We start from the raw sequence: 18,429 nt of genomic DNA on the forward strand, positions 1-18,429 counted from the left end.
GGGTACCGGCCCCCGGCCCCCCAGGGGCCGTCGGTGGGCTCTGAGAGACTGGGGCGCGATGACTGAGACAGCAGCTGAGCCGACCGCCGCCCTGCGCGCCCGCGCCGAGATCGATCTGGGCGCCCTGCGCGCCAATGTGCGCGCCCTGCGCGCCCGGGCGAAGAGCGCCGCCGTGATGGCCGTCGTCAAGTCCGACGCGTACGGCCACGGCGCGGTGCCGTGCGCCCGTGCCGCCCTCGCGGCCGGTGCCACCTGGCTCGGCACGGCCACCGCCGAGGAGGCCCTCGCGCTGCGTGCCGCCGGGCTGTCCGGCCGTCTGCTGTGCTGGCTGTGGGTGCCGGGCGGCCCCTGGCGGGAGGCCGTCGAGGCCGACATCGACGTGTCGCTGAGCGGCATGTGGGCGCTGCGCGAGGTCACCGCCGCCGCCCGCGCGGCGGGCCGGCCCGCGCGCGTGCAGCTCAAGGCCGACACCGGGCTCGGCCGCAACGGCTGCCAGCCCGGAGCCGACTGGGCCGAACTGGTCGGCGAGGCGCTGCGCGCCGAGGCCGAGGGGCTGGTCCGGATCACCGGACTGTGGTCGCACTTCGCGTGCGCGGACGAGCCGGGGCACCCGTCCATCGCCGCCCAGCTCACCCGGTTCCGGGAGATGGTGGCCCACGCCGAGGAGCGGGGCGTACGGCCCGAGGTGCGGCACATCGCCAACTCGCCGGCCACCCTCACCCTGCCCGAGGCCCACTTCGACCTGGTCCGCACCGGCATCGCGATGTACGGCATCTCGCCCAGTCCCGAACTGGGCACCCCGGCGGACTACGGGCTGCGCCCGGTGATGACGCTCAGCGCCTCGCTGGCCCTGGTCAAGCACACGCCGGGCGGCCACGGCGTCAGTTACGGCCACCACTACGTCACCTCCGGCGAGACCACCCTCGGCCTGGTGCCGGTCGGCTACGCGGACGGCATCCCGCGGCATGCCTCGGGCACCGGCCCGGTGCTGGTCGACGGCAAGTGGCGGACGGTCGCCGGACGGGTCGCCATGGACCAGTTCGTGGTGGACCTCGGCGGTGACGAGCCCCCGGTGGGGACCGAGGCGGTGCTCTTCGGACCGGGCGACCGGGGCGAGCCCACCGCCGAGGACTGGGCGCAGGCCTGCGGCACGATCGCGTACGAGATCGTCACCCGCATCGGCACCCGGGTCCCGCGCGTCCATGTGAACGAGCGGGAAGCCGGGTAACCCGTCCAGGCGAACTCCAGCAGGGGAAGAGGAGCGGTACGTGAGCGAGAGCAGCGCGCAGACCGTGGCGGACGTCGTCGCCTCGGCCGCCTCCGCCTCCGCCGCGGGGGCGGCCGGGAGCTGGCGCAGGGCGACCGGCATAGCCGGCGCGGCGCTGGGCGTGCTCGCCGCGGGCGCGGCGGCCGGCGTCGCCGTGGAGCGGATGACGGTGGGGCGCGAGGTGCGCCGCAAGGCCCGGCTGGCGCTGGACGCGGCCGGCCCGTACGGCACCCTGCGCGGCACCCCCGGCACGGCGTACGCCGACGACGGCACCGAGCTGTACTACGAGGTCGAGGAGGCCGAGCCCGACCCGGGTCCGGACGTCTCCCCGCGCCGGCGCCGGCTCTTCGGCCGCAAGGCGCCCGCCCCGGTCACCGTCGTCTTCTGCCACGGCTACTGCCTCGGCCAGGACTCCTGGCACTTCCAGCGGGCCGCCCTGCGCGGGGTCGTGCGGAGCGTGTACTGGGACCAGCGCAGCCACGGCCGGTCCGGGCGGGGCGTGGCCCAGACCCGGGACCGGGTGCCGGTCACCATCGACCAGCTCGGCCGGGACCTGAAGGCCGTGCTGGACGCCGCCGTCCCCGAGGGCCCGGTGGTGCTGGTCGGCCACTCGATGGGCGGGATGACGGTGATGGCGCTGGCCGCCCAGTACCCCGAGCTGATCCGGGACCGGGTGGTCGCCACGGCCTTCGTCGGCTCGTCGTCCGGACGGCTCGGCGAGGTCAACTTCGGGCTCCCGGTGGCCGGCGTCAACGCGGTGCGCCGGATCCTGCCCGGGGTGCTGCGGGCGCTCGGCCGGCAGGCGGAGCTGGTGGAGAAGGGGCGCCGGGCCACCGCCGACCTGTTCGCCGGGGTCATCAAGCGGTACTCGTTCGCGGGCCGGGAGGTCGACCCGTCGGTGGAGCGGTTCGCCGAGCGGATGATCGAGTCCACGCCGATCGACGTCGTCGCCGAGTTCTACCCGGCCTTCACCGACCACGACAAGACCGAGGCGCTCGCCTGCTTCCGGGACCTGCCGGTGCTGGTGCTGGCCGGCGTGCAGGACCTGGTCACGCCCAGTGAGCACAGCGAGGCCATCGCCGGCCTGCTGCCCGACGCCGAGCTGGTGCTCGTACCGGACGCCGGGCACCTGGTGATGCTGGAGCATCCCGAGGTGGTCACCGACCGGCTCGCCGACCTGCTCACCCGCGCGGGAGCGGTGCCCGCAGGGGCTACCGTAAGTGGCTATGGAACGACCAGCAGCACCAGCAGCGCACGAGGCCGCTGAGATCCGGCTGACGATCACCTCCCCGGAGCAGATGCGGGAGCTGGGCCGGCGGCTGGCCAAGCTGCTGCGCGCGGGCGACCTGGTGATGCTCAGCGGGGAGCTCGGCGCGGGCAAGACCACCCTGACCCGGGGTCTCGGCGAGGGGCTCGGGGTGCGCGGCGCGGTCACCTCGCCGACCTTCGTCATCGCCCGGGTGCACCCGTCCCTCGGCGACGGGCCGCCGCTCGTGCACGTGGACGCCTACCGCCTGGCCGGCGGCCTGGACGAGATGGAGGACCTGGACCTCGACGTCTCACTGCCCGACTCGGTGATCGTCGTGGAGTGGGGCGAGGGCAAGGTCGAGGAGCTGACCGAGGACCGCCTCCAGGTCGTCATCCACCGCGCGGTCGGCGACACGACGGACGAGGTCCGGCACGTGACGCTGACCGGGCTGGGGGAGCGGTGGGCCGAGGCGGGCCTGGAGACGCTGACGGGCTGAGCGCCCGCGTCGGCCGCGGTGGCGCCGCGTCCGGCCGGCGGCACGGCGCCTTACCGGATCACCACCACGGGCACCCCGATGGTGGCGAACTGCCACAGCGCGTCGCCGTCCGCCCGGCTCTCCCGGATCCCGCCCGTCTTCACGTTCGGGTCGGCCGCCGGGGCCACCCCGCCGTGCACGGCCGCGCTGAACCCGATCACCACCCCGTCCACGCTGGTGAACCGCACCACGTGCTCGACGGGCAGGCCGTCGGTGCCGGTGGCCGTGTGGGAGCGGGAGGTGACCCAGTACGTGCCCGGCGCCGGGTCGACGCTGCCCGGGCGCACGGTGAAGGTGCGCCGCACCCGGTTGCCGGGGGCGACCAGCCAGACCCGGTCGTCGTCCACCGAGTACACCACCCGTTCGCCCGTCCCGGAGCCGTCCGGCAGGGCGGCCGGGTGCTGACGGTCCCGGGGCGCCTTGGCCTTCGCCGCCGCCGACGCGCTCGCCGCCGGCCCGTCGCGCAGCGCGGCCGGCACGGTCGCCTGGGCCCGCAGCGCGAGGAAGCCGACCGTTCCCAGGGCCGCCGCGGTGAGGCCGGCCACGATCGCCGAGCTGGTCCCTGCCACCTGCGCCCACCTCTGCTTCGCGTCCGTATCCAGCCTGTTTTGAGGCATATGTCGTATTCGTGGAGACCGTAGCAGCCGGTGGCCGTTCGTCCCGGGCGGCCGTGCGCGAGCCGCGGGCGCCGTAGGCTGTTCGCGTGCTCTTGCTCGCTCTGGATACCGCAACACCCGCCGTCACCGTCGCGCTGCACGACGGCACGGACGTCATCGCCTCGTCGAGCCAGGTGGACGCGCGCCGGCACGGAGAGCTGCTGCTGCCGGCCGTCGACCGGGTCCTCGCCGAGGCCGGACTGAAGCTGGAGTCCGTCACCGGCGTCGTCGTCGGCACCGGGCCCGGCCCCTACACCGGCCTGCGTGTCGGCCTGATGACCGCGGACACCTTCGGCCTCGCGCTCGGTGTCCCGGTGTACGGCGTGTGCACGCTGGACGGCCTCGCCTACGCCGCCGACATCGAGAAGGGCCCCTTCGTCGTGGCGACCGACGCCCGGCGCAAGGAGGTCTACTGGGCGACGTACGCGGACTCCCGCACCCGGCTGACCGATCCGGCCGTGGACCGCCCCGCCGACATCGCCGAGCGGGTCGCGGGCCTGCCCGCGGTCGGCGCGGGCGCGCTGCTCTACCCGGACACGTTCCCGAGCGCCCACGAGCCCGAGCACGTCTCCGCCGCCGCGCTCGCCTCGCTCGCGGCGCAGCGGCTGGCCGCGGGCGAGGAGCTGCCCGCGCCCCGGCCGCTGTACCTGCGCCGCCCGGACGCCCAGGTCCCCAAGAACTACAAGGTGGTCACCCCCAAGTGACACAGCCGGCACCTCCCCGACTGCGCGAGATGCGCTGGTGGGACATCGACCCGGTCCTGGAGCTGGAGCGGGACCTGTTCCCCGAGGACGCCTGGTCCCGCGGGATGTTCTGGTCCGAGCTGGCCCACGCCCGGGGCCCCGAGTCCACCCGGTGCTACCTCGTCGCCGAGTCCGCCGACGGCCGGATCGTCGGGTACGGGGGCCTGGCCGCGGCCGGTGACGTGGCCGACGTCCAGACCATCGCCGTCGCCCGCGACCACCAGGGCACCGGCCTCGGCGCCCGGCTGCTGGCGGAACTGCTGCGCGCGGCGACCGCGTTCGAGTGCCCCGACGTGATGCTCGAATGCCGGGTCGACAACGTCCGCGCCCAGAAGCTCTACGAACGCTTCGGCTTCGTCCCCGTCGGCTTCCGGCGCGGCTACTACCAGCCCGGCAACGTGGACGCCCTGGTGATGCGCCTGACCACGGGATCCGACAGCGGCACCGCCGCCGGGTCCGACCCAGTACAAGGAACCGAGATCAATGACTGACGAACCTCTCGTCCTCGGCATCGAGACCTCCTGCGACGAGACCGGCGTCGGCATCGTCCGCGGCACCACCCTGCTGGCGGACGCCGTCGCCTCCAGCGTCGACGAGCACGCCCGCTTCGGCGGTGTCGTGCCGGAGGTGGCGTCCCGGGCCCACCTGGAGGCGATGGTCCCCACCATCGACCGCGCGCTGAAGGAGGCGGGGGTCAGCGCCAAGGACCTGGACGGCATCGCGGTCACCGCGGGTCCCGGCCTCGCGGGCGCGCTGCTCGTCGGCGTCTCGGCGGCCAAGGCGTACGCCTACGCCCTCGGCAAGCCCCTGTACGGCGTCAACCACCTGGCCTCGCACATCTGCGTGGACCAGCTGGAGCACGGCCCGCTGCCCGAGCCGACGATGGCCCTGCTGGTCTCCGGCGGCCACTCCTCGCTGCTGCTGTCCGCCGACATCACCTCCGATGTGCGGCCGATGGGCGCGACCATCGACGACGCGGCCGGCGAGGCCTTCGACAAGATCGCCCGCGTGCTGAACCTGGGCTTCCCCGGCGGTCCCGTCATCGACCGCTACGCCAAGGAGGGCGACCCGGGGGCCATCGCCTTCCCGCGTGGCCTGACCGGCCCCCGCGACCCGGCGTACGACTTCTCCTTCTCCGGCCTGAAGACCGCCGTGGCCCGGTGGATCGAGGCCAGGCGCGCGGCCGGCGAGGAGGTCCCGGTCCGCGACGTCGCCGCCTCCTTCCAGGAGGCCGTGGTCGACGTGCTGACCCGCAAGGCCGTCCGCGCCTGCAAGGACGAGGGCGTGGACCACCTGATGATCGGCGGCGGTGTCGCGGCCAACTCCCGGCTGCGCGCCCTCGCCCAGGAGCGCTGCGAGGCGGCCGGTATCCGGCTGCGCGTGCCGCGCCCCAAGCTGTGCACGGACAACGGCGCGATGGTGGCCGCGCTGGGCGCCGAGATGGTCGCCCGCAACCGGGCCGCCTCCAGCTGGGACCTGTCGGCCGACTCCTCCCTGCCGGTGACCGACCCGCACGTCCCCGGCCACGGCCATGACCACGACCATGTGCACGAGGTCAGCAAGGAGAACCTGTACTCGTGACCGTCGCACTGATGTGGGAGGCGCGGGCCGCCGACGGGCGGGGCGCCGACCTGCTCGCCTGGGTCCGCGCCCAGCGCCTGGCCGAGGAGCCGCTGCGCCGCGAGACCTTCCGCGCGCCGCAGGACCGGGTGCTGGTCGTCACCTGGTGGGACGCGCCGTACGACGCCCCGCTCCCGGAGCTGCCCGAGCCGGACGCGGAGCTGGTGACGCGGGCCGTGCACCGGTGGCGGTTCGAGGCTGTGGCGGACGACTGACGCCAGGGGGCACGTGGAGTTGCAGAGGCTGATGAGGCTGCTGTGACTGGAGTTGCGGAGGCACCCCCTTCCTGGGCTATGATCATCACACAGCGAACGGCCGGAACACCGGCCCGGAGCCAGTGCGTTGGTGGTCCAAGGAAAGACGCCCCGCTTCCTGCGGGGAGATGCAGGTGCAAGGCCTGCCCGGCGCTCCACTCGACACCCCGCCCCCGGGAAACCGGAGGCGGGGTGTTCGCGTTGTACCCGGAGGGGGCCGAAAGTTTCGGCGCTTTTTCGAGCACGATTCCGAAACTTTCGAAGCGTTATGCAGTGCACGGTTCTTCGTCGCACGCTTCCGCGCCGCTACGATCACTGCTATGAAGCCTCCGAAGCCCGCAGCAGCACAGACGGCGACGCTCGCCGAGATCGCCCGGGAGGCCGGGGTCTCCGCCCCGACTGTTTCGAAGGTCCTCAACGGCCGTGCCGACGTCGCCCCGGCGACCCGCACCCGGGTCGAAGAACTGCTGCGCGCCTACGGCTACCGGCGCCGGCGTGCCGAGGCGTCCCGCTCGCCGCTGATCGACCTCGTCTTCCACGAACTGGAGAGCGCCTGGGCGCTGGAGGTCATCCGGGGCGTGGAGAACGTGGCCAGGGACGCCGGGCTGAGCGTCGTGCTGTCCGAGTCGGCCGGCCGGCTCACCCCCGGCCGCACCTGGGCCGACCAGGTCGCCGCCCGCCGCCCGCACGGCGTGGTGCTGGTGCTCTCGGACCTCGACGAGTCCCAGCGGGCCCTGCTGACCAGCCGTTCCGTCCCGTTCGTGGTGATGGACCCGGCCGGCGACCCGGGCCCGGACGTGCCCTCCATCGGCGCCACCAACTGGCAGGGCGGGCTCGCCGCCACCCGGCACCTGGTGGAACTCGGCCACACCCGGATCGGCGCCATCAGCGGCCCGTCCCGGATGATGGGCAGCCGCGCCCGGATGGACGGCTACCGGGCGGCACTGGAGACGGCCGGGCTGCCCGTGGACCCCTCCCTGGTGCTGGCCGGAGACTTCCACCACGACGCCGGGTACCGCCTGGGACTGCAGCTGCTGCGCCGCCCGGACCGGCCCACCGCCGTCTTCGCGGGCAACGACCTCCAGGCCCTCGGCCTGTACGAGGCCGCCCGCGAACTGGGGCTGCGCATACCGGAGGACCTCAGCGTGGTCGGCTTCGACGATCTGCCGGTGGCCCGCTGGGTGGGCCCGCCGCTGACCACCGTACGGCAGCCGCTGACCGAGATGGCCGAGGCCGCGGCCCGGCTGGTGCTGGAGCTGGGACGGGCCGAGGACGAGCGGGCGACGACCCGGGTCGAGCTGGCCACGAGCCTGGTGGTGCGCTCCAGCACCGCCGCTCCCGCGCCGGCCGCCGGATGAGAATTCCACAAGAAAACGGGCTTACGCCGAAAGCGCTAACAGCCCGTTCATCATTCGGACTTATGTTCCTGTCGTGACGCGACACGAGGAGCAGGGCGACACGGGCAGACGGACGGGCCGGCGGTCCAGGGCGCTCAGGATCGCCGGCCTGACCCTGGCGGGCACCCTGGTGCTCGCCGTGGCGGCGGCGGGCTGGGCGTACTGGCATCTGAACCACAACATCACCAGCGTCGACATCGACAGCGCGCTCGGCGACGACCGGCCCGCCCGCGCGATGCTGACCCCCGCCCCGACCGCCCCCGCCGACACCTCCCCGGTGCCCACCGGCTCGCTGAACATCCTGGTCCTCGGCTCGGACTCGCGCAGCGGCGCGGCCAACCGGGAACTGGGCGGCGGGGACAGCGAGGGCGCCCGGTCCGACACGGCGATGGTCGTGCACCTCGACGCGGGCCGGACGACGGCGACCGTGGTCAGCATCCCGCGCGACACGCTCGTCACCCGCCCGTCCTGCCCGCTCGACTCGGGCCGCACCTCGGCACCGGCGTACGGCGTGATGTTCAACAGCGCCTACGCGGTGGGCGGTCCGGTGTGCGCGGTGAAGACCGTGGAGACCCTCACCGGCGTCCGTATGGACCACTACCTCGAGATCGACTTCTCCGGCTTCGCCCGGCTGGTCGACGCGCTCGGCGGGGTGGACGTCACCACCGGCCAGGACATCGACGACGACCAGAGCCACCTGCGCCTGGCGGCCGGCACCCACCACCTCGACGGCACCCGGGCGCTGGCCCTCGCCCGCACCCGGCACGGCATAGGCGACGGCAGCGACCTGGGCCGCATAGGGCTCCAGCAGACGCTGGTGAAGGCCCTGCTGGAGCAGGTCTCCGACGCCGGACTGCTCACCGACCCGGCCCGGCTGTACCGGGTCGCCGACGCCGCCACTGCCGGCCTGACCACCGACACCGGACTGGACTCCCTGGGCGAGCTGATGAGCCTCGGCCGGAGCCTGGAGGGCCTCACCGCCGACCGGGTGACGACGGTGACGATGCCGGTCGTCACGGCCCCCTCCGACCCCAACCGGGTGATCCCCGAGGAACCCCGGGCGAGCGAACTCTGGGCGTCCCTGCGCTGAGATTTCGGGGGATTCCAGAAGGTTTCGGGGGAGTTGGGAGCTTTCAGGGGCTTCGGTGGCTTTCGGGGCGGCGGAAAAAATTTCCCGGGATTTTTTCGGGGCGCGTGTCGATCCGGGCGTCTCCCGTTCGACGTACAGGTGAGCGGCGGGGAACGGCCCCGCCGCCCGACCGAGGGAGACACCATGCCCCGCTACCTGTCGCTCGTGCGCATCGACGAGTCCACCGCGCCCGCCGGGGGCCCCAGCCCGGAGCTGATGCAGCGGATGGGCGAGCTGATCGAGGAGATGACCAAGGCCGGCGTCCTGCTCGACACCTCCGGGCTCACCCCGGCCGACCAGGCCGTCCGGGTGGCCTGGGACGGCGAGCGGACCTCCGTGACCGACGGGCCGTTCGCCGAGTCCAAGGAGGTCGTCGGCGGCTACGCGTTCATGCAGTGCAAGGACCGCGCCGAGGCCCTGGAATGGACCCGGCGCTTCCTGAGCATCCACGGCCCGGAGTGGAACCTCGCATGCGAGCTGCGGGAGATCGTCGAGTACTGAGTACTGAGCCATTTGGCCGAAGATCACACACGGTGTTGCATGTGGGCTGTGGAACCACAGCCCACGGCAGCCCAGCCGACCCCCGCCCAGGCCATCGAGACCGTTTTCCGGCTCCAGGCGCCGCGCGTGATCGCCGGCGTCACACGGATCGTGCGGGACGTCGGGATCGCCGAGGAACTGGCGCAGGACGCGCTGGTCGCCGCGCTGGAGCAGTGGCCCAGGGACGGGGTGCCCGACAACCCCGGCGCCTGGCTGACGGCCACCGCCCGGCGCCGGGCCGTAGACCTGGTCCGGCGCCGCGAGGTCTACGCCCGCAAACTCGCCGAGATCGGCCGGGACCTGGAGACCACCGCGCCGCCCGAGGAGATGGCCGACCCCGACGGCATCGACGACGACCTGCTCCGGCTGGTCTTCACCGCCTGCCACCCGGTGCTGCCCCCGCAGTCCCGCACCGCGCTCACGCTGCGCCTGCTCGGCGGCCTGACCACGGCCGAGATCGCCCGTGCCTTCCTGGTGCCGGAGCCGACGGTCGCCCAGCGGATCGTGCGCGCCAAACGCACCCTCGCGGCGAAGAACGTCGCCTTCGAGGTGCCGTACGGACCCGGCCGCGAGGCCCGCCTCGGCTCCGTCCTGGACGTCGTCTACCTGATCTTCAACGAGGGGTACGCGGCCACCGCCGGCGACGACTGGCTGCGCCCCGGCCTGTGCGAGGACGCCCTGCGGCTGGCCCGGGTGCTGTCCGGGCTGATGCCCGGGGAGCCCGAGGTGCACGGTCTGACCGCGCTGCTGGAGTTCCAGGCGTCCCGCGCCCCGGCCCGTACCGCCCCCGACGGCACTCCGGTGCTGTTGAGGGACCAGGACCGCCGCCGCTGGAACCGCATGCTCATCGCGCGCGGTGTGCACGCCCTGGAGCGCGTCGGCGCCACCGCGGCGGGTCCGCCGGGACCGTACGCCCTCCAGGCGGCCATCGCCGCCTGCCACGCGCGCGCGTACTCCTACGAGGAGACCGACTGGCGGGCCATCGCCACCCTGTACGGCCTGCTGGCCGTCCGCGCGCCCTCCCCGGTGGTCGAGCTGAACCGCGCGGTCGCCGTGTCGATGGCCGAGGGCCCGCGGCGGGGCCTGGAGCTGGTGGACGCCCTGGCCGCCGGGCCCGCGCTGCGCGACTACCACCTGCTGCCCAGCGTCCGCGGCGACCTGCTGTCCCGGCTGGGCCGCGCCGCCGAGGCCCGCGAGGAGTTCCTCCGGGCGGCGGAGCTGACCCGCAACGAACGGGAACGCGCGCTGCTGCTGCGCCGGGCGGATCAGGTCAGCGGCTGACCGATCAGCATCGTCGGCGCCCCCGCCACCCGGGTGAGGAAGACGGTGGCCGCGTTCGGCCCCTGCGGCCGTACCTTGCGGCGCAGCTCCTCCGGCTCGACGGCCGAGCCGCGCTTCTTCACGGTCAGCGTGCCGACCCCGCGCTCGCGCAGCAGGGCCTTGAGCCGCTTGACGTTGAAGGGCAACTGGTCGGTGATCTCGTAGCCGGTGGCGTACGGCGTGGGCCGCGGCTCGTCGGCGGTGACATAGGCGATGGTCGCGTCCAGCAGTCCGCCGCCGACCTCCTCGGCCACCTCCGCGACCAGGTGCGCGCGGATGACCGCGCCGTCCGGCTCGTACAGGTACCGCCCCACCGGCCGCACCGCCGGGTCGGGCAGCCCCCGGCCGAGCAGGGTGCGCGGCCCCGGCAGCAGGGTGGCCCGTACGGCGCCCGGCGCCCCGGCGCCGAACCACAGCACGGCCTCCTTCACGTCCCCGCCGTCCGAGATCCACTCGGCCTCGGCCTCGGGCGGAACGATCTCGTGCGGGATGCCGGGGGCGATCTTCAGCGCCGCGCGGGGCGCCCGGCGGGCCGTCTCGACCGCCCAGGACAGCGGCGGCGAGTACGCCTCCGGGTCGAACACCCGGCCGCGCCCGCCGCGCCGGGCCGGGTCCGCGAACACCGCGTCGTACCCGGCGGTGTCCACCTCCGTCACATCGGCCTCGCGCACCTCGATCAGCTCCGCCAGGCCCAGCGCCTCGGCGTTGGCCCGGGCCGTCGCCGCGGTCAGCGGGTCGCGGTCCACGGCCAGCACCCGGATCCCGGCCCGCGCCAGCGCGATGGCGTCCCCGCCGATGCCGCAGCACAGGTCGGCCACCGAGGTCACGCCCAGTTCCGTCAGCCGCCGCGCCCGGTACGCCGCCACGCTCGCCCGGGTGGACTGCTCGACCCCGTTCGGGGTGAAGAACATGCGGCCGGCGTCCTCGGCGCCGAATTTCGCCACCGCCCGCTGCCGCAGCCGGGCCTGGCCCAGCGCGGCCGAGACCAGTTCGGCGGGGTGGTCGCGGCGCAGCCGGGTGGCCACCGCCAGTTCCCGCGCGGGCTCGGTGTCGCGCACCTCGTCGAGGAGGGCGCGGCCTTCGGGGGTGAGGAGCAGAGCGAGGTCGTTCACCGGCTCATTGTGGGCCAGTCGGTGGATGGTGTGCCCGCGGCGGCGGTGTCGGCCCGGGGCGCGGGCCGGGGCCTGGGAGGATCCGGCACCATGCGAGCAGTAGTACAAAATGACAAAAGTCGGGCACGGATCGCGAAGACGGATGACAGAAGCCGGGCACGGGCCGCGAAGACGGCCGCGGCCACCACCGCCCTCGCACTGGCCGCCCTCCTGACCGGCTGCGCCGGCGACCCCGCCCCGGCCCCGGCCCAGGGCGGCCCCGCCCGCCCCCTGGACCCCCGCGCCCGCCAGGCCGCCGAACAGGCCCGGCTGGCCGCCGCCGCCCGGCGCTGGGGCCTGGAGCGGGCCCCGCTCACCCCTCCGGCCCCGCCTGCCGGGAAACCCCGGATCACCCCCCGGGACGGCTTCGAGGTGGACGGCCAGGAGGAGGAGAACCTCCCCCCGGTCTTCACCACCGTCCCCACCCGGCAGAAGGTCGTCTTCCTCACCATCGACGACGGCGCCGAGAAGGACCCGGCCTTCCTGCGCATGATGAGCGAGCTGAAGGTGCCGTACACCGCGTTCCTCAGCAACTACGTCATCGAGGACGACTACGGCTACTTCCGCCGGATGCAGGCCCAGGGCGTCACCCTGAACAACCACACCCTCACCCACCCCTACCTGCCCGGCCTGTCCTACGAGGAACAGCGCGACGAGATCTGCGGCATGCAGACCGTCATGAAGAAGCAGTTCGGCAAGGCGCCCACCGTCTTCCGGCCGCCGTACGGCAACTACAACGGCGACACCCTGCGCGCCGCCAAGGAGTGCGGCATCAAGTACGCGCCGATCTGGGACGAGGAGGTCTTCGTCGACCACTGGGAGTACCGCGACTGGGACCGCCGGCTGCACCCCGGCGACATCGTCCTCACCCACTTCCGCGGCCGGGACGACTGGAACGGCACGATGGTGGACGACATGCGGCGTTTCCTGGACAAGGTCACCCGCGAGGGCTACGCCGTCGCCCGCCTGGAGGACTACCTGTGAGGCGCCTGCGGGGCCCCGCCGCGGTCCTCGCCTCGGCCCTGCTCCTGCCGGGCTGCGCCCAGTCCGTCGACCCCATCGAACGCCTCGGCAAGAAGGCCGCCGAAGGGGTGCGCCCGCACGCCACCGCCCCCGGCCGCGACTACCGGCGCTGGGGGCTGGCCCGGCCGCTCGCCCGCCCCCCGGCCCACCCGGCCCGCCCGCTGTCCCGCTCCCCGGCCCGGCCGCTCGCCGGACAGCCGGCGGCCCCCGCCCGGCTCCCGGTGATCGACCACGTCCCCACCCGCGACCCGGTCGTCTTCCTCACCTACGACGACGGCGCCGAACGCGACCCCCGCTTCGTCGACATGGTCCGCGAACTGCGCCTGCCGGTCACCCTGTTCCTCACCGACTCCATCGCCGCCCCCGGCTACCGCCACTTCGCCCGCCTGCGCGCGCTCGGCGCCGGCATCGGGAACCACACCCTCGACCACCGGGCCCCGGCCGGGCTGCCGTACGCCGGCCAGCGCGCCGAGATCTGCGGCCAGCAGGACCGCCTCCGCGCCCGCCTGGGCGTCCGCCCCCGCCTGTTCCGGCCGCCGTACGGCTCCTACGACCCCACCACGCTGCGCGCCGCGGCCGACTGCGGCATCTCCGCGGTCGTCCTGTGGCGCACCGCCCTCACCCCGGCCGGCCTCACCCGCCGCCTCGCCCCCGGCGACATCGTCCTCGTGGACCCCGACGAGTCGACGGACCTGCCCCTGCGCGAGCGCACGGCACGGGTCCTCAGGGCGGCCCAGGAACGGGGTCTGACGGTGGCCCGCCTGGAGGACTACCTCTAGGGCCTGCCGCCGGGAGGCCGGCTCCTCGGGCCCGCCGGTCAACGCCACGACGGCCGATTCACCGCCGACGCGCCGCACGGCATTGGCACTCCGCTTGACCGAGTGCTAACCCCGGTCATAGTCTCGGGTCTGGCACTCCGCAGGTGAGAGTGCCAACAAACGCGACGGGCAGGTCCGGCACCCGCGACGACGGATCGACCTGGTCGCCACCTCAGACAGTTAACCCCGTGAGATCTCCGAAGGGGGAGGTCGGATCGTGACGACCGCCAGCTCCAAGGTTGCCATCAAGCCGCTCGAGGACCGCATCGTGGTCCAGCCGCTGGACGCCGAGCAGACCACGGCCTCTGGCCTGGTCATCCCGGACACCGCGAAGGAGAAGCCCCAGGAGGGCGCCGTCCTCGCCGTGGGCCCGGGCCGGTTCGAGAACGGCGAGCGCCTTCCGCTCGACGTCAAGGTCGGCGACGTCGTCCTCTACAGCAAGTACGGCGGCACCGAGGTGAAGTACAACGGCGACGAGTACCTCGTCCTCTCGGCTCGCGACGTGCTCGCGATCATCGAGAAGTAATCACCTCAAGCGACTCTCTGCTTGAAGCTGCGCCCCTGGCCCCCGCGAATCGATAAGAAGCCGGGCGCCCGGGGCGCGGCGTTTTTCACCCACAGATTTCCGAGAGGGCTCCCGCTGCCATGGCGAAGATCCTGAAGTTCGACGAGGACGCCCGTCGCGCCCTTGAGCGCGGCGTCAACAAGCTTGCCGACACGGTCAAGGTGACGATCGGCCCCCGCGGCCGCAACGTCGTCATCGACAAGAAGTTCGGCGCCCCGACCATCACCAACGACGGTGTCACGATCGCCCGCGAGGTCGAGATCGAGGACCCGTACGAGAACCTCGGCGCCCAGCTGGTGAAGGAGGTGGCGACCAAGACCAACGACATCGCTGGTGACGGCACCACCACCGCCACCGTGCTCGCCCAGGCGCTGGTCCGCGAGGGCCTGAAGAACGTCGCCGCCGGCGCCTCCCCGGCCGCCCTGAAGAAGGGCATCGACGCCGCCGTCAAGGCCGTCTCCGAGGACCTGCTCGCCACCGCGCGCCCGATCGACGAGAAGTCCGACATCGCCGCCGTCGCCGCGCTGTCCGCCCAGGACCAGCAGGTCGGCGAGCTGATCGCCGAGGCGATGGACAAGGTCGGCAAGGACGGTGTCATCACCGTCGAGGAGTCCAACACCTTCGGTCTGGAGCTGGACTTCACCGAGGGCATGGCCTTCGACAAGGGCTACCTGTCGCCGTACTTCGTGACGGACCAGGAGCGCATGGAGGCCGTCCTCGACGACCCGTACATCCTCATCACGCAGGGCAAGATCGGCGCCATCGCGGAGCTCCTGCCGCTGCTGGAGAAGGTCATCCAGGCCGGCTCCTCCAAGCCGCTGCTGATCATCGCCGAGGACGTCGAGGGCGAGGCCCTGTCGACCCTGGTCGTCAACAAGATCCGCGGCACCTTCAACGCCGTCGCGGTGAAGGCCCCCGGCTTCGGCGACCGCCGCAAGGCGATGCTCCAGGACATGGCCGTCCTCACCGGCGCCACCGTCATCTCCGAGGAGGTCGGCCTCAAGCTCGACCAGGTCGGTCTCGACGTGCTCGGCTCCGCCCGCCGCGTCACCGTCACCAAGGACGACACCACGATCGTCGACGGCGCCGGCAAGTCCGAGGACGTGCAGGGCCGCGTCGCCCAGATCAAGGCCGAGATCGAGAACACCGACTCCGACTGGGACCGCGAGAAGCTCCAGGAGCGCCTCGCGAAGCTGGCCGGCGGCGTGTGCGTGATCAAGGTCGGCGCCGCCACCGAGGTGGAGCTGAAGGAGAAGAAGCACCGTCTGGAGGACGCCATCTCCGCGACCCGCGCCGCGGTCGAGGAGGGCATCGTCTCCGGTGGTGGCTCCGCTCTGGTCCACGCCTCCAAGGTCCTCGAGGGCAACCTCGACAAGACCGGCGACGAGGCCACCGGTGTCGCCGTGGTCCGCAACGCCGTGGTCGAGCCGCTGCGCTGGATCGGCGAGAACGCCGGCCAGGAGGGCTACGTCATCGTGTCCAAGGTCAAGGACCTGGACAAGGGCCAGGGCTACAACGCCGCCACCGGCGAGTACGGCGACCTGATCAAGGCCGGCGTCATCGACCCGGTCAAGGTCACCCGCTCCGCCCTGGAGAACGCCGCCTCCATCGCCTCCCTGCTGCTCACGACCGAGACCCTGGTCGTCGAGAAGAAGGAAGAGGAAGAGCCGGCCGCCGCGGGCCACAGCCACGGCCACGCCCACTGAGGCAAGCACCGTGAGTGAAGGCCCGGTACCCGCCGAGGGTGCCGGGCCTTCGCCCTGTCCGCCTACCGCTCCAGCTCGTCCAGCGCCCCCAGCTGCTGCATCAGCCCCAGCTGGTCGTGCTGCCACCACAGCTCGGTGATCTTGCCGGTGGGGCCGAACCGGAACAGTGTCATCCCGGTCATGGCGACCTGCCGGCCGGTCGGCGTGATCCCCAGGAAGTCGCCCCGGTGCGTGCCGCGCCAGGACCAGCGGGCGCAGGCCCGGTCGCCCTCGGCGAGCACGTCCTCGACCGTGAACGCGAAGTCGAAGGCGCCGCGCCACATCCGGAACTCGGCGCGCGCGTTGTCCAGCCCGATGGTGTCCTGCGGGTTCATCGGATCGCGGCTGTGGACGTCCTCGTCCAGCAGGTCGTTCAGCGGCGGCAGCTCGCCCGCCGTGTCCAGCGCCCGGAAGAACCGGCGCACGGCGCGCTCCGCCGGCCGCTCGTCCCGCACGACGTCCAGACCGGTGAACGTCGGCCGTTCCTCGCACAGCGCGGCCAGCTCCCGGAAGATCCGCTCCGCCTCCGGGAGGTCGGTGTTCCGCCGCGCCTCCTCGTACGAGGGGAACTCCACGACCTCCACCACGTGCGACGCGTCCGAGCGGTCCCGGCCCACCACCGCGTGCGTCACGGTCCGTCTGCCGTGGGTCCGCCGGAGCCAGTCGTCCATCAGCCGGTTCATCTCGTCCAGCCGGCTCGTCCTGCACTCGATGAGCTGTACGAAGGTCATGACGCCGCCTCCGGCCCCCCTGGCCCGGTAACCGTCCCGCCCATTTTCCCACCGGGACGGCGGCGCCACCCGCGCGCCGGTCAGCCCGTCACCGCGGCCCGTACTTGCGCCCCGTACGGGAGCTGATCCCGCCCAGCAGCCCGCGCGGCGTGACCTTCACCAGCCCCATCAGCGCCTTGTACCGGGGATCCGGGATGGACACCGTCCTGCCCCGGGCCAGGTCGGCCAGGGCCGCCGCCACCAGCTTGTCGGCGTCCAGCCACAGCCAGCCGGGGATGTTGTCCGTGCCCATCCCGGCCCGCTGGTGGAACTCGGTGCGCACGAACCCCGGGCACAGCGCCATCAGCCGGACCCCGCTGCCCGCCAGGTCCCGCGCCGCGCCCTGGGTGAACTGCACGACCCACGCCTTCGACGCGCCGTAGGTGCCGCGCGGCACGAAGGCGGCCACCGAGGCGACGTTCACGACGCCGCCCCGGCCGCGCTCGCGCATCGCCCCGGCCGCCGCCGAGGTCAGCCGCAGCACCGCCTCGCAGTGCACCTTCAGCATCCGCAGCTCGTCCGCCATCGAGACGTCCAGATAGCGGCCCTTGTTGCCGAAGCCGGCGTTGTTGATCAGCAGGTCGACCGGGTTCTTGCGGTCGCCGAGCCGGGCGGCCACCGCCTCGATGCCCTCGTCCAGGGAGAGATCGGCGGGCAGCACCTCCACCTCGACGCCGTGCCGGTCGTGCAGTTCCGTCGCCTGCTCGCGCAGCCGCCCGGTGTCCCGGGCCACCAGCACCAGGTCCTGCCCGTCCGCCGCCAGCCGCCGCGCGAACGCGGCACCGATCCCCGCGGTCGATCCCGTAATCAGAGCCGTTGTCATGGCCCAAGCGTAGTGACCCGGACCGACAGCCTCCGCTGACCGCGCGAGGCCGCCCCGCGCCGGCCGACGGCCGGTCAGACCCGCTGCTGCGCCACGTACTTCCGGGCCTGCGCCAGCGTCTCCGAGTGCAGCGCCTCGCCCGCCGCGAGCAGCCGGGGCAGCAGCTCGCGCTCGGTGGTGACCGCGCGGAACTGCATCGCCGCCGTCACCCCGTGCTCCGGCCGGTACACGATCTCCACCGGGTCGCCCGAGCGGATCTCACCGGGCTCGATCACCCGGAGGTAGGCACCCGTCGCGGCCTTCTGGGTGAACCTCTTGACCCAGCCGCGTTCGCCCATGTGGCCCTGGAACGTGGTGCACGGAATGCGGCCCGCGGTCACCTCCAGCACCACCTGCGGACCGATCCGCCAGCGCTCGCCGATCAGCGCCCCGGAGACGTCCAGACCGTCCGTCGTCAGGTTCTCGCCGAAGCAGCCGTTGGCCAGCGGCCGGCCCAGTTCCCGTTCCCACGCGTCGAGGTCCTCGCGGGCGTACGCGTACACCGCCTGGTCGTCCCCGCCGTGATGGCGCGTGTCGCACACCGCGTCCCCGGCCAGCCCGCTCGCGCCGATCCCCTTCGGTCCGGGCGCCGCCACCCGCACCGGCCCCTCGGCGGGCTGCTTGTCGATGCCGGTCACACCGTCCGGCTGGCTCGTGTAGGGCACCGGCCGCGGACGGCCCACATTGACGGAAAGAAGCTTCATCCCAGCACGCTAAGCGATCGGGGCCCAAAGTGGCGAAGCGTTATCGGGCGCACCGCCCAAAGGCTGCCTTATGCTCGAAGG

20 protein-coding genes and 1 tRNA gene are annotated in these 18,429 nt (G+C 73.3%); 16 read left to right on the forward strand and 5 right to left on the reverse strand.

The window, feature by feature from the left end:
- The first annotated feature begins 58 nt into the window (after positions 1-58).
- The 3 genes from alr to tsaE are packed head-to-tail and all read left to right on the forward strand — an operon-like array spanning position 59 to position 3,012.
- Positions 59-1,228: an alanine racemase gene (gene alr / locus IE251_RS00600; RefSeq protein WP_189750932.1), complete on the forward strand. Its 1,170-nt coding sequence runs from the start codon at positions 59-61 to the stop codon at positions 1,226-1,228.
- A gap of 40 nt (positions 1,229-1,268) precedes the next feature.
- Positions 1,269-2,534, forward strand: a complete 1,266-nt coding sequence (locus IE251_RS00605; protein WP_189750933.1) for an alpha/beta fold hydrolase — start codon at positions 1,269-1,271, stop codon at positions 2,532-2,534.
- Positions 2,494-3,012, forward strand: a complete 519-nt coding sequence (gene tsaE, locus IE251_RS00610; RefSeq protein WP_030778565.1) for a tRNA (adenosine(37)-N6)-threonylcarbamoyltransferase complex ATPase subunit type 1 TsaE — start codon at positions 2,494-2,496, stop codon at positions 3,010-3,012. Before IE251_RS00605 ends, tsaE begins: the two co-directional genes overlap by 41 nt.
- 50 nt (positions 3,013-3,062) lie before the next feature.
- Here tsaE and IE251_RS00615 read toward each other — a convergent pair whose 3' ends face one another.
- The gene (locus IE251_RS00615; RefSeq protein WP_189750934.1) at positions 3,063-3,620 is read right to left on the reverse strand and encodes a hypothetical protein; all 558 of its coding nucleotides are present in this window, start codon (positions 3,618-3,620) and stop codon (positions 3,063-3,065) included.
- A gap of 134 nt (positions 3,621-3,754) precedes the next feature.
- Between IE251_RS00615 and tsaB the strand changes: the two genes are divergently transcribed.
- The 9 genes from tsaB to IE251_RS00660 all read left to right on the forward strand — a co-directional run bounded on the left by tsaB (position 3,755) and on the right by IE251_RS00660 (position 10,671).
- Entirely contained in the window at positions 3,755-4,411 is a 657-nt protein-coding gene (gene tsaB, locus IE251_RS00620) for a tRNA (adenosine(37)-N6)-threonylcarbamoyltransferase complex dimerization subunit type 1 TsaB (protein WP_189750935.1), read from the forward strand.
- Positions 4,412-4,440: 29 nt separating this feature from the next.
- Positions 4,441-4,941 (forward strand): ribosomal protein S18-alanine N-acetyltransferase, encoded by a 501-nt coding sequence (gene rimI, locus IE251_RS00625; RefSeq protein WP_181795647.1) that lies wholly within the window; start codon positions 4,441-4,443, stop codon positions 4,939-4,941.
- Positions 4,934-6,031 (forward strand): tRNA (adenosine(37)-N6)-threonylcarbamoyltransferase complex transferase subunit TsaD, encoded by a 1,098-nt coding sequence (gene tsaD / locus IE251_RS00630; RefSeq protein WP_189750936.1) that lies wholly within the window; start codon positions 4,934-4,936, stop codon positions 6,029-6,031. The genes rimI and tsaD overlap by 8 nt, the downstream gene beginning before the upstream one ends.
- Complete coding sequence (locus IE251_RS00635; protein WP_189750937.1) at positions 6,028-6,285, forward strand: hypothetical protein; 258 nt, start codon at positions 6,028-6,030, stop codon at positions 6,283-6,285. The genes tsaD and IE251_RS00635 overlap by 4 nt, the downstream gene beginning before the upstream one ends.
- A gap of 124 nt (positions 6,286-6,409) precedes the next feature.
- Positions 6,410-6,482 (forward strand) — tRNA-Gly (locus tag IE251_RS00640).
- 162 nt (positions 6,483-6,644) lie between these two features.
- The gene (locus tag IE251_RS00645; RefSeq protein WP_189750938.1) at positions 6,645-7,682 is read left to right on the forward strand and encodes a LacI family DNA-binding transcriptional regulator; all 1,038 of its coding nucleotides are present in this window, start codon (positions 6,645-6,647) and stop codon (positions 7,680-7,682) included.
- 73 nt (positions 7,683-7,755) lie between these two features.
- Positions 7,756-8,811, forward strand: coding sequence for an LCP family protein (locus IE251_RS00650; protein WP_189750939.1), 1,056 nt, complete (start codon positions 7,756-7,758; stop codon positions 8,809-8,811).
- Positions 8,812-8,994: 183 nt separating this feature from the next.
- Positions 8,995-9,351 carry a YciI family protein gene (locus IE251_RS00655; RefSeq protein WP_189750940.1) on the forward strand — a complete coding sequence of 119 codons (357 nt, stop codon included), beginning with the start codon at positions 8,995-8,997 and terminating at the stop codon, positions 9,349-9,351.
- Positions 9,352-9,390: 39 nt separating this feature from the next.
- Positions 9,391-10,671 (forward strand): RNA polymerase sigma factor, encoded by a 1,281-nt coding sequence (locus IE251_RS00660; protein ID WP_189750941.1) that lies wholly within the window; start codon positions 9,391-9,393, stop codon positions 10,669-10,671.
- On the opposite strand, the gene IE251_RS00665 is transcribed toward IE251_RS00660, so the two are convergent.
- Positions 10,656-11,822 carry a THUMP-like domain-containing protein gene (locus IE251_RS00665; protein WP_229896516.1) on the reverse strand — a complete coding sequence of 389 codons (1,167 nt, stop codon included), beginning with the start codon at positions 11,820-11,822 and terminating at the stop codon, positions 10,656-10,658. The genes IE251_RS00660 and IE251_RS00665 overlap by 16 nt on opposite strands.
- A 90-nt stretch (positions 11,823-11,912) precedes the next feature.
- On the opposite strand from IE251_RS00665, the gene IE251_RS00670 reads away from it, so the two are divergent.
- The 4 genes from IE251_RS00670 to groL all read left to right on the forward strand — a co-directional run bounded on the left by IE251_RS00670 (position 11,913) and on the right by groL (position 15,973).
- Positions 11,913-12,845, forward strand: coding sequence for a polysaccharide deacetylase family protein (locus tag IE251_RS00670; protein ID WP_189750943.1), 933 nt, complete (start codon positions 11,913-11,915; stop codon positions 12,843-12,845).
- The gene (locus IE251_RS00675) at positions 12,842-13,663 is read left to right on the forward strand and encodes a polysaccharide deacetylase family protein (RefSeq protein WP_189750944.1); all 822 of its coding nucleotides are present in this window, start codon (positions 12,842-12,844) and stop codon (positions 13,661-13,663) included. The genes IE251_RS00670 and IE251_RS00675 overlap by 4 nt, the downstream gene beginning before the upstream one ends.
- Positions 13,664-13,919: 256 nt before the next feature.
- A complete protein-coding gene (gene groES, locus IE251_RS00680) occupies positions 13,920-14,228 on the forward strand; it encodes a co-chaperone GroES (RefSeq protein WP_004955293.1) in 309 nt (102 codons plus the stop codon).
- Between the two features lie 119 nt (positions 14,229-14,347).
- The gene (gene groL, locus IE251_RS00685; RefSeq protein ID WP_189750945.1) at positions 14,348-15,973 is read left to right on the forward strand and encodes a chaperonin GroEL; all 1,626 of its coding nucleotides are present in this window, start codon (positions 14,348-14,350) and stop codon (positions 15,971-15,973) included.
- A 62-nt stretch (positions 15,974-16,035) separates the two neighbouring features.
- On the opposite strand, the gene IE251_RS00690 is transcribed toward groL, so the two are convergent.
- The 3 genes from IE251_RS00690 to IE251_RS00700 all read right to left on the reverse strand — a co-directional run bounded on the left by IE251_RS00690 (position 16,036) and on the right by IE251_RS00700 (position 18,348).
- On the reverse strand, positions 16,036-16,743 hold the full coding sequence (locus IE251_RS00690; RefSeq protein WP_189750946.1) for an ester cyclase: 708 nt from the start codon (positions 16,741-16,743) through the stop codon (positions 16,036-16,038).
- An 88-nt stretch (positions 16,744-16,831) separates the two neighbouring features.
- Entirely contained in the window at positions 16,832-17,605 is a 774-nt protein-coding gene (locus tag IE251_RS00695; RefSeq protein WP_030794371.1) for an SDR family NAD(P)-dependent oxidoreductase, read from the reverse strand.
- Between the two features lie 74 nt (positions 17,606-17,679).
- Positions 17,680-18,348, reverse strand: coding sequence for an MOSC domain-containing protein (locus IE251_RS00700; RefSeq protein WP_189750947.1), 669 nt, complete (start codon positions 18,346-18,348; stop codon positions 17,680-17,682).
- Positions 18,349-18,429 lie beyond the last annotated feature (81 nt).

Origin of the sequence: Streptomyces eurythermus (genome assembly GCF_014649115.1) — a bacterium.
Lineage (GTDB): Bacteria > Actinomycetota > Actinomycetes > Streptomycetales > Streptomycetaceae > Streptomyces > Streptomyces eurythermus.

Excerpts from the sequence above, each read along its gene's own strand:
- IE251_RS00645 (WP_189750938.1), top strand. The coding sequence starts at position 6,645 with ATGAAGCCTCCGAAGCCCGCAGCAGCACAGACGGCGACGCTCGCCGAG.
- IE251_RS00695 (WP_030794371.1), bottom strand. The coding sequence starts at position 17,605 with ATGACAACGGCTCTGATTACGGGATCGACCGCGGGGATCGGTGCCGCG.
- tsaD (WP_189750936.1), top strand. The coding sequence starts at position 4,934 with ATGACTGACGAACCTCTCGTCCTCGGCATCGAGACCTCCTGCGACGAG.
- IE251_RS00700 (WP_189750947.1), bottom strand. The coding sequence starts at position 18,348 with ATGAAGCTTCTTTCCGTCAATGTGGGCCGTCCGCGGCCGGTGCCCTAC.
- alr (WP_189750932.1), top strand. The coding sequence starts at position 59 with ATGACTGAGACAGCAGCTGAGCCGACCGCCGCCCTGCGCGCCCGCGCC.
- IE251_RS00670 (WP_189750943.1), top strand. The coding sequence starts at position 11,913 with ATGCGAGCAGTAGTACAAAATGACAAAAGTCGGGCACGGATCGCGAAG.
- IE251_RS00660 (WP_189750941.1), top strand. The coding sequence starts at position 9,391 with ATGTGGGCTGTGGAACCACAGCCCACGGCAGCCCAGCCGACCCCCGCC.
- rimI (WP_181795647.1), top strand. The coding sequence starts at position 4,441 with ATGCGCTGGTGGGACATCGACCCGGTCCTGGAGCTGGAGCGGGACCTG.
- tsaE (WP_030778565.1), top strand. The coding sequence starts at position 2,494 with ATGGAACGACCAGCAGCACCAGCAGCGCACGAGGCCGCTGAGATCCGG.
- IE251_RS00690 (WP_189750946.1), bottom strand. The coding sequence starts at position 16,743 with ATGACCTTCGTACAGCTCATCGAGTGCAGGACGAGCCGGCTGGACGAG.
- IE251_RS00655 (WP_189750940.1), top strand. The coding sequence starts at position 8,995 with ATGCCCCGCTACCTGTCGCTCGTGCGCATCGACGAGTCCACCGCGCCC.
- groL (WP_189750945.1), top strand. The coding sequence starts at position 14,348 with ATGGCGAAGATCCTGAAGTTCGACGAGGACGCCCGTCGCGCCCTTGAG.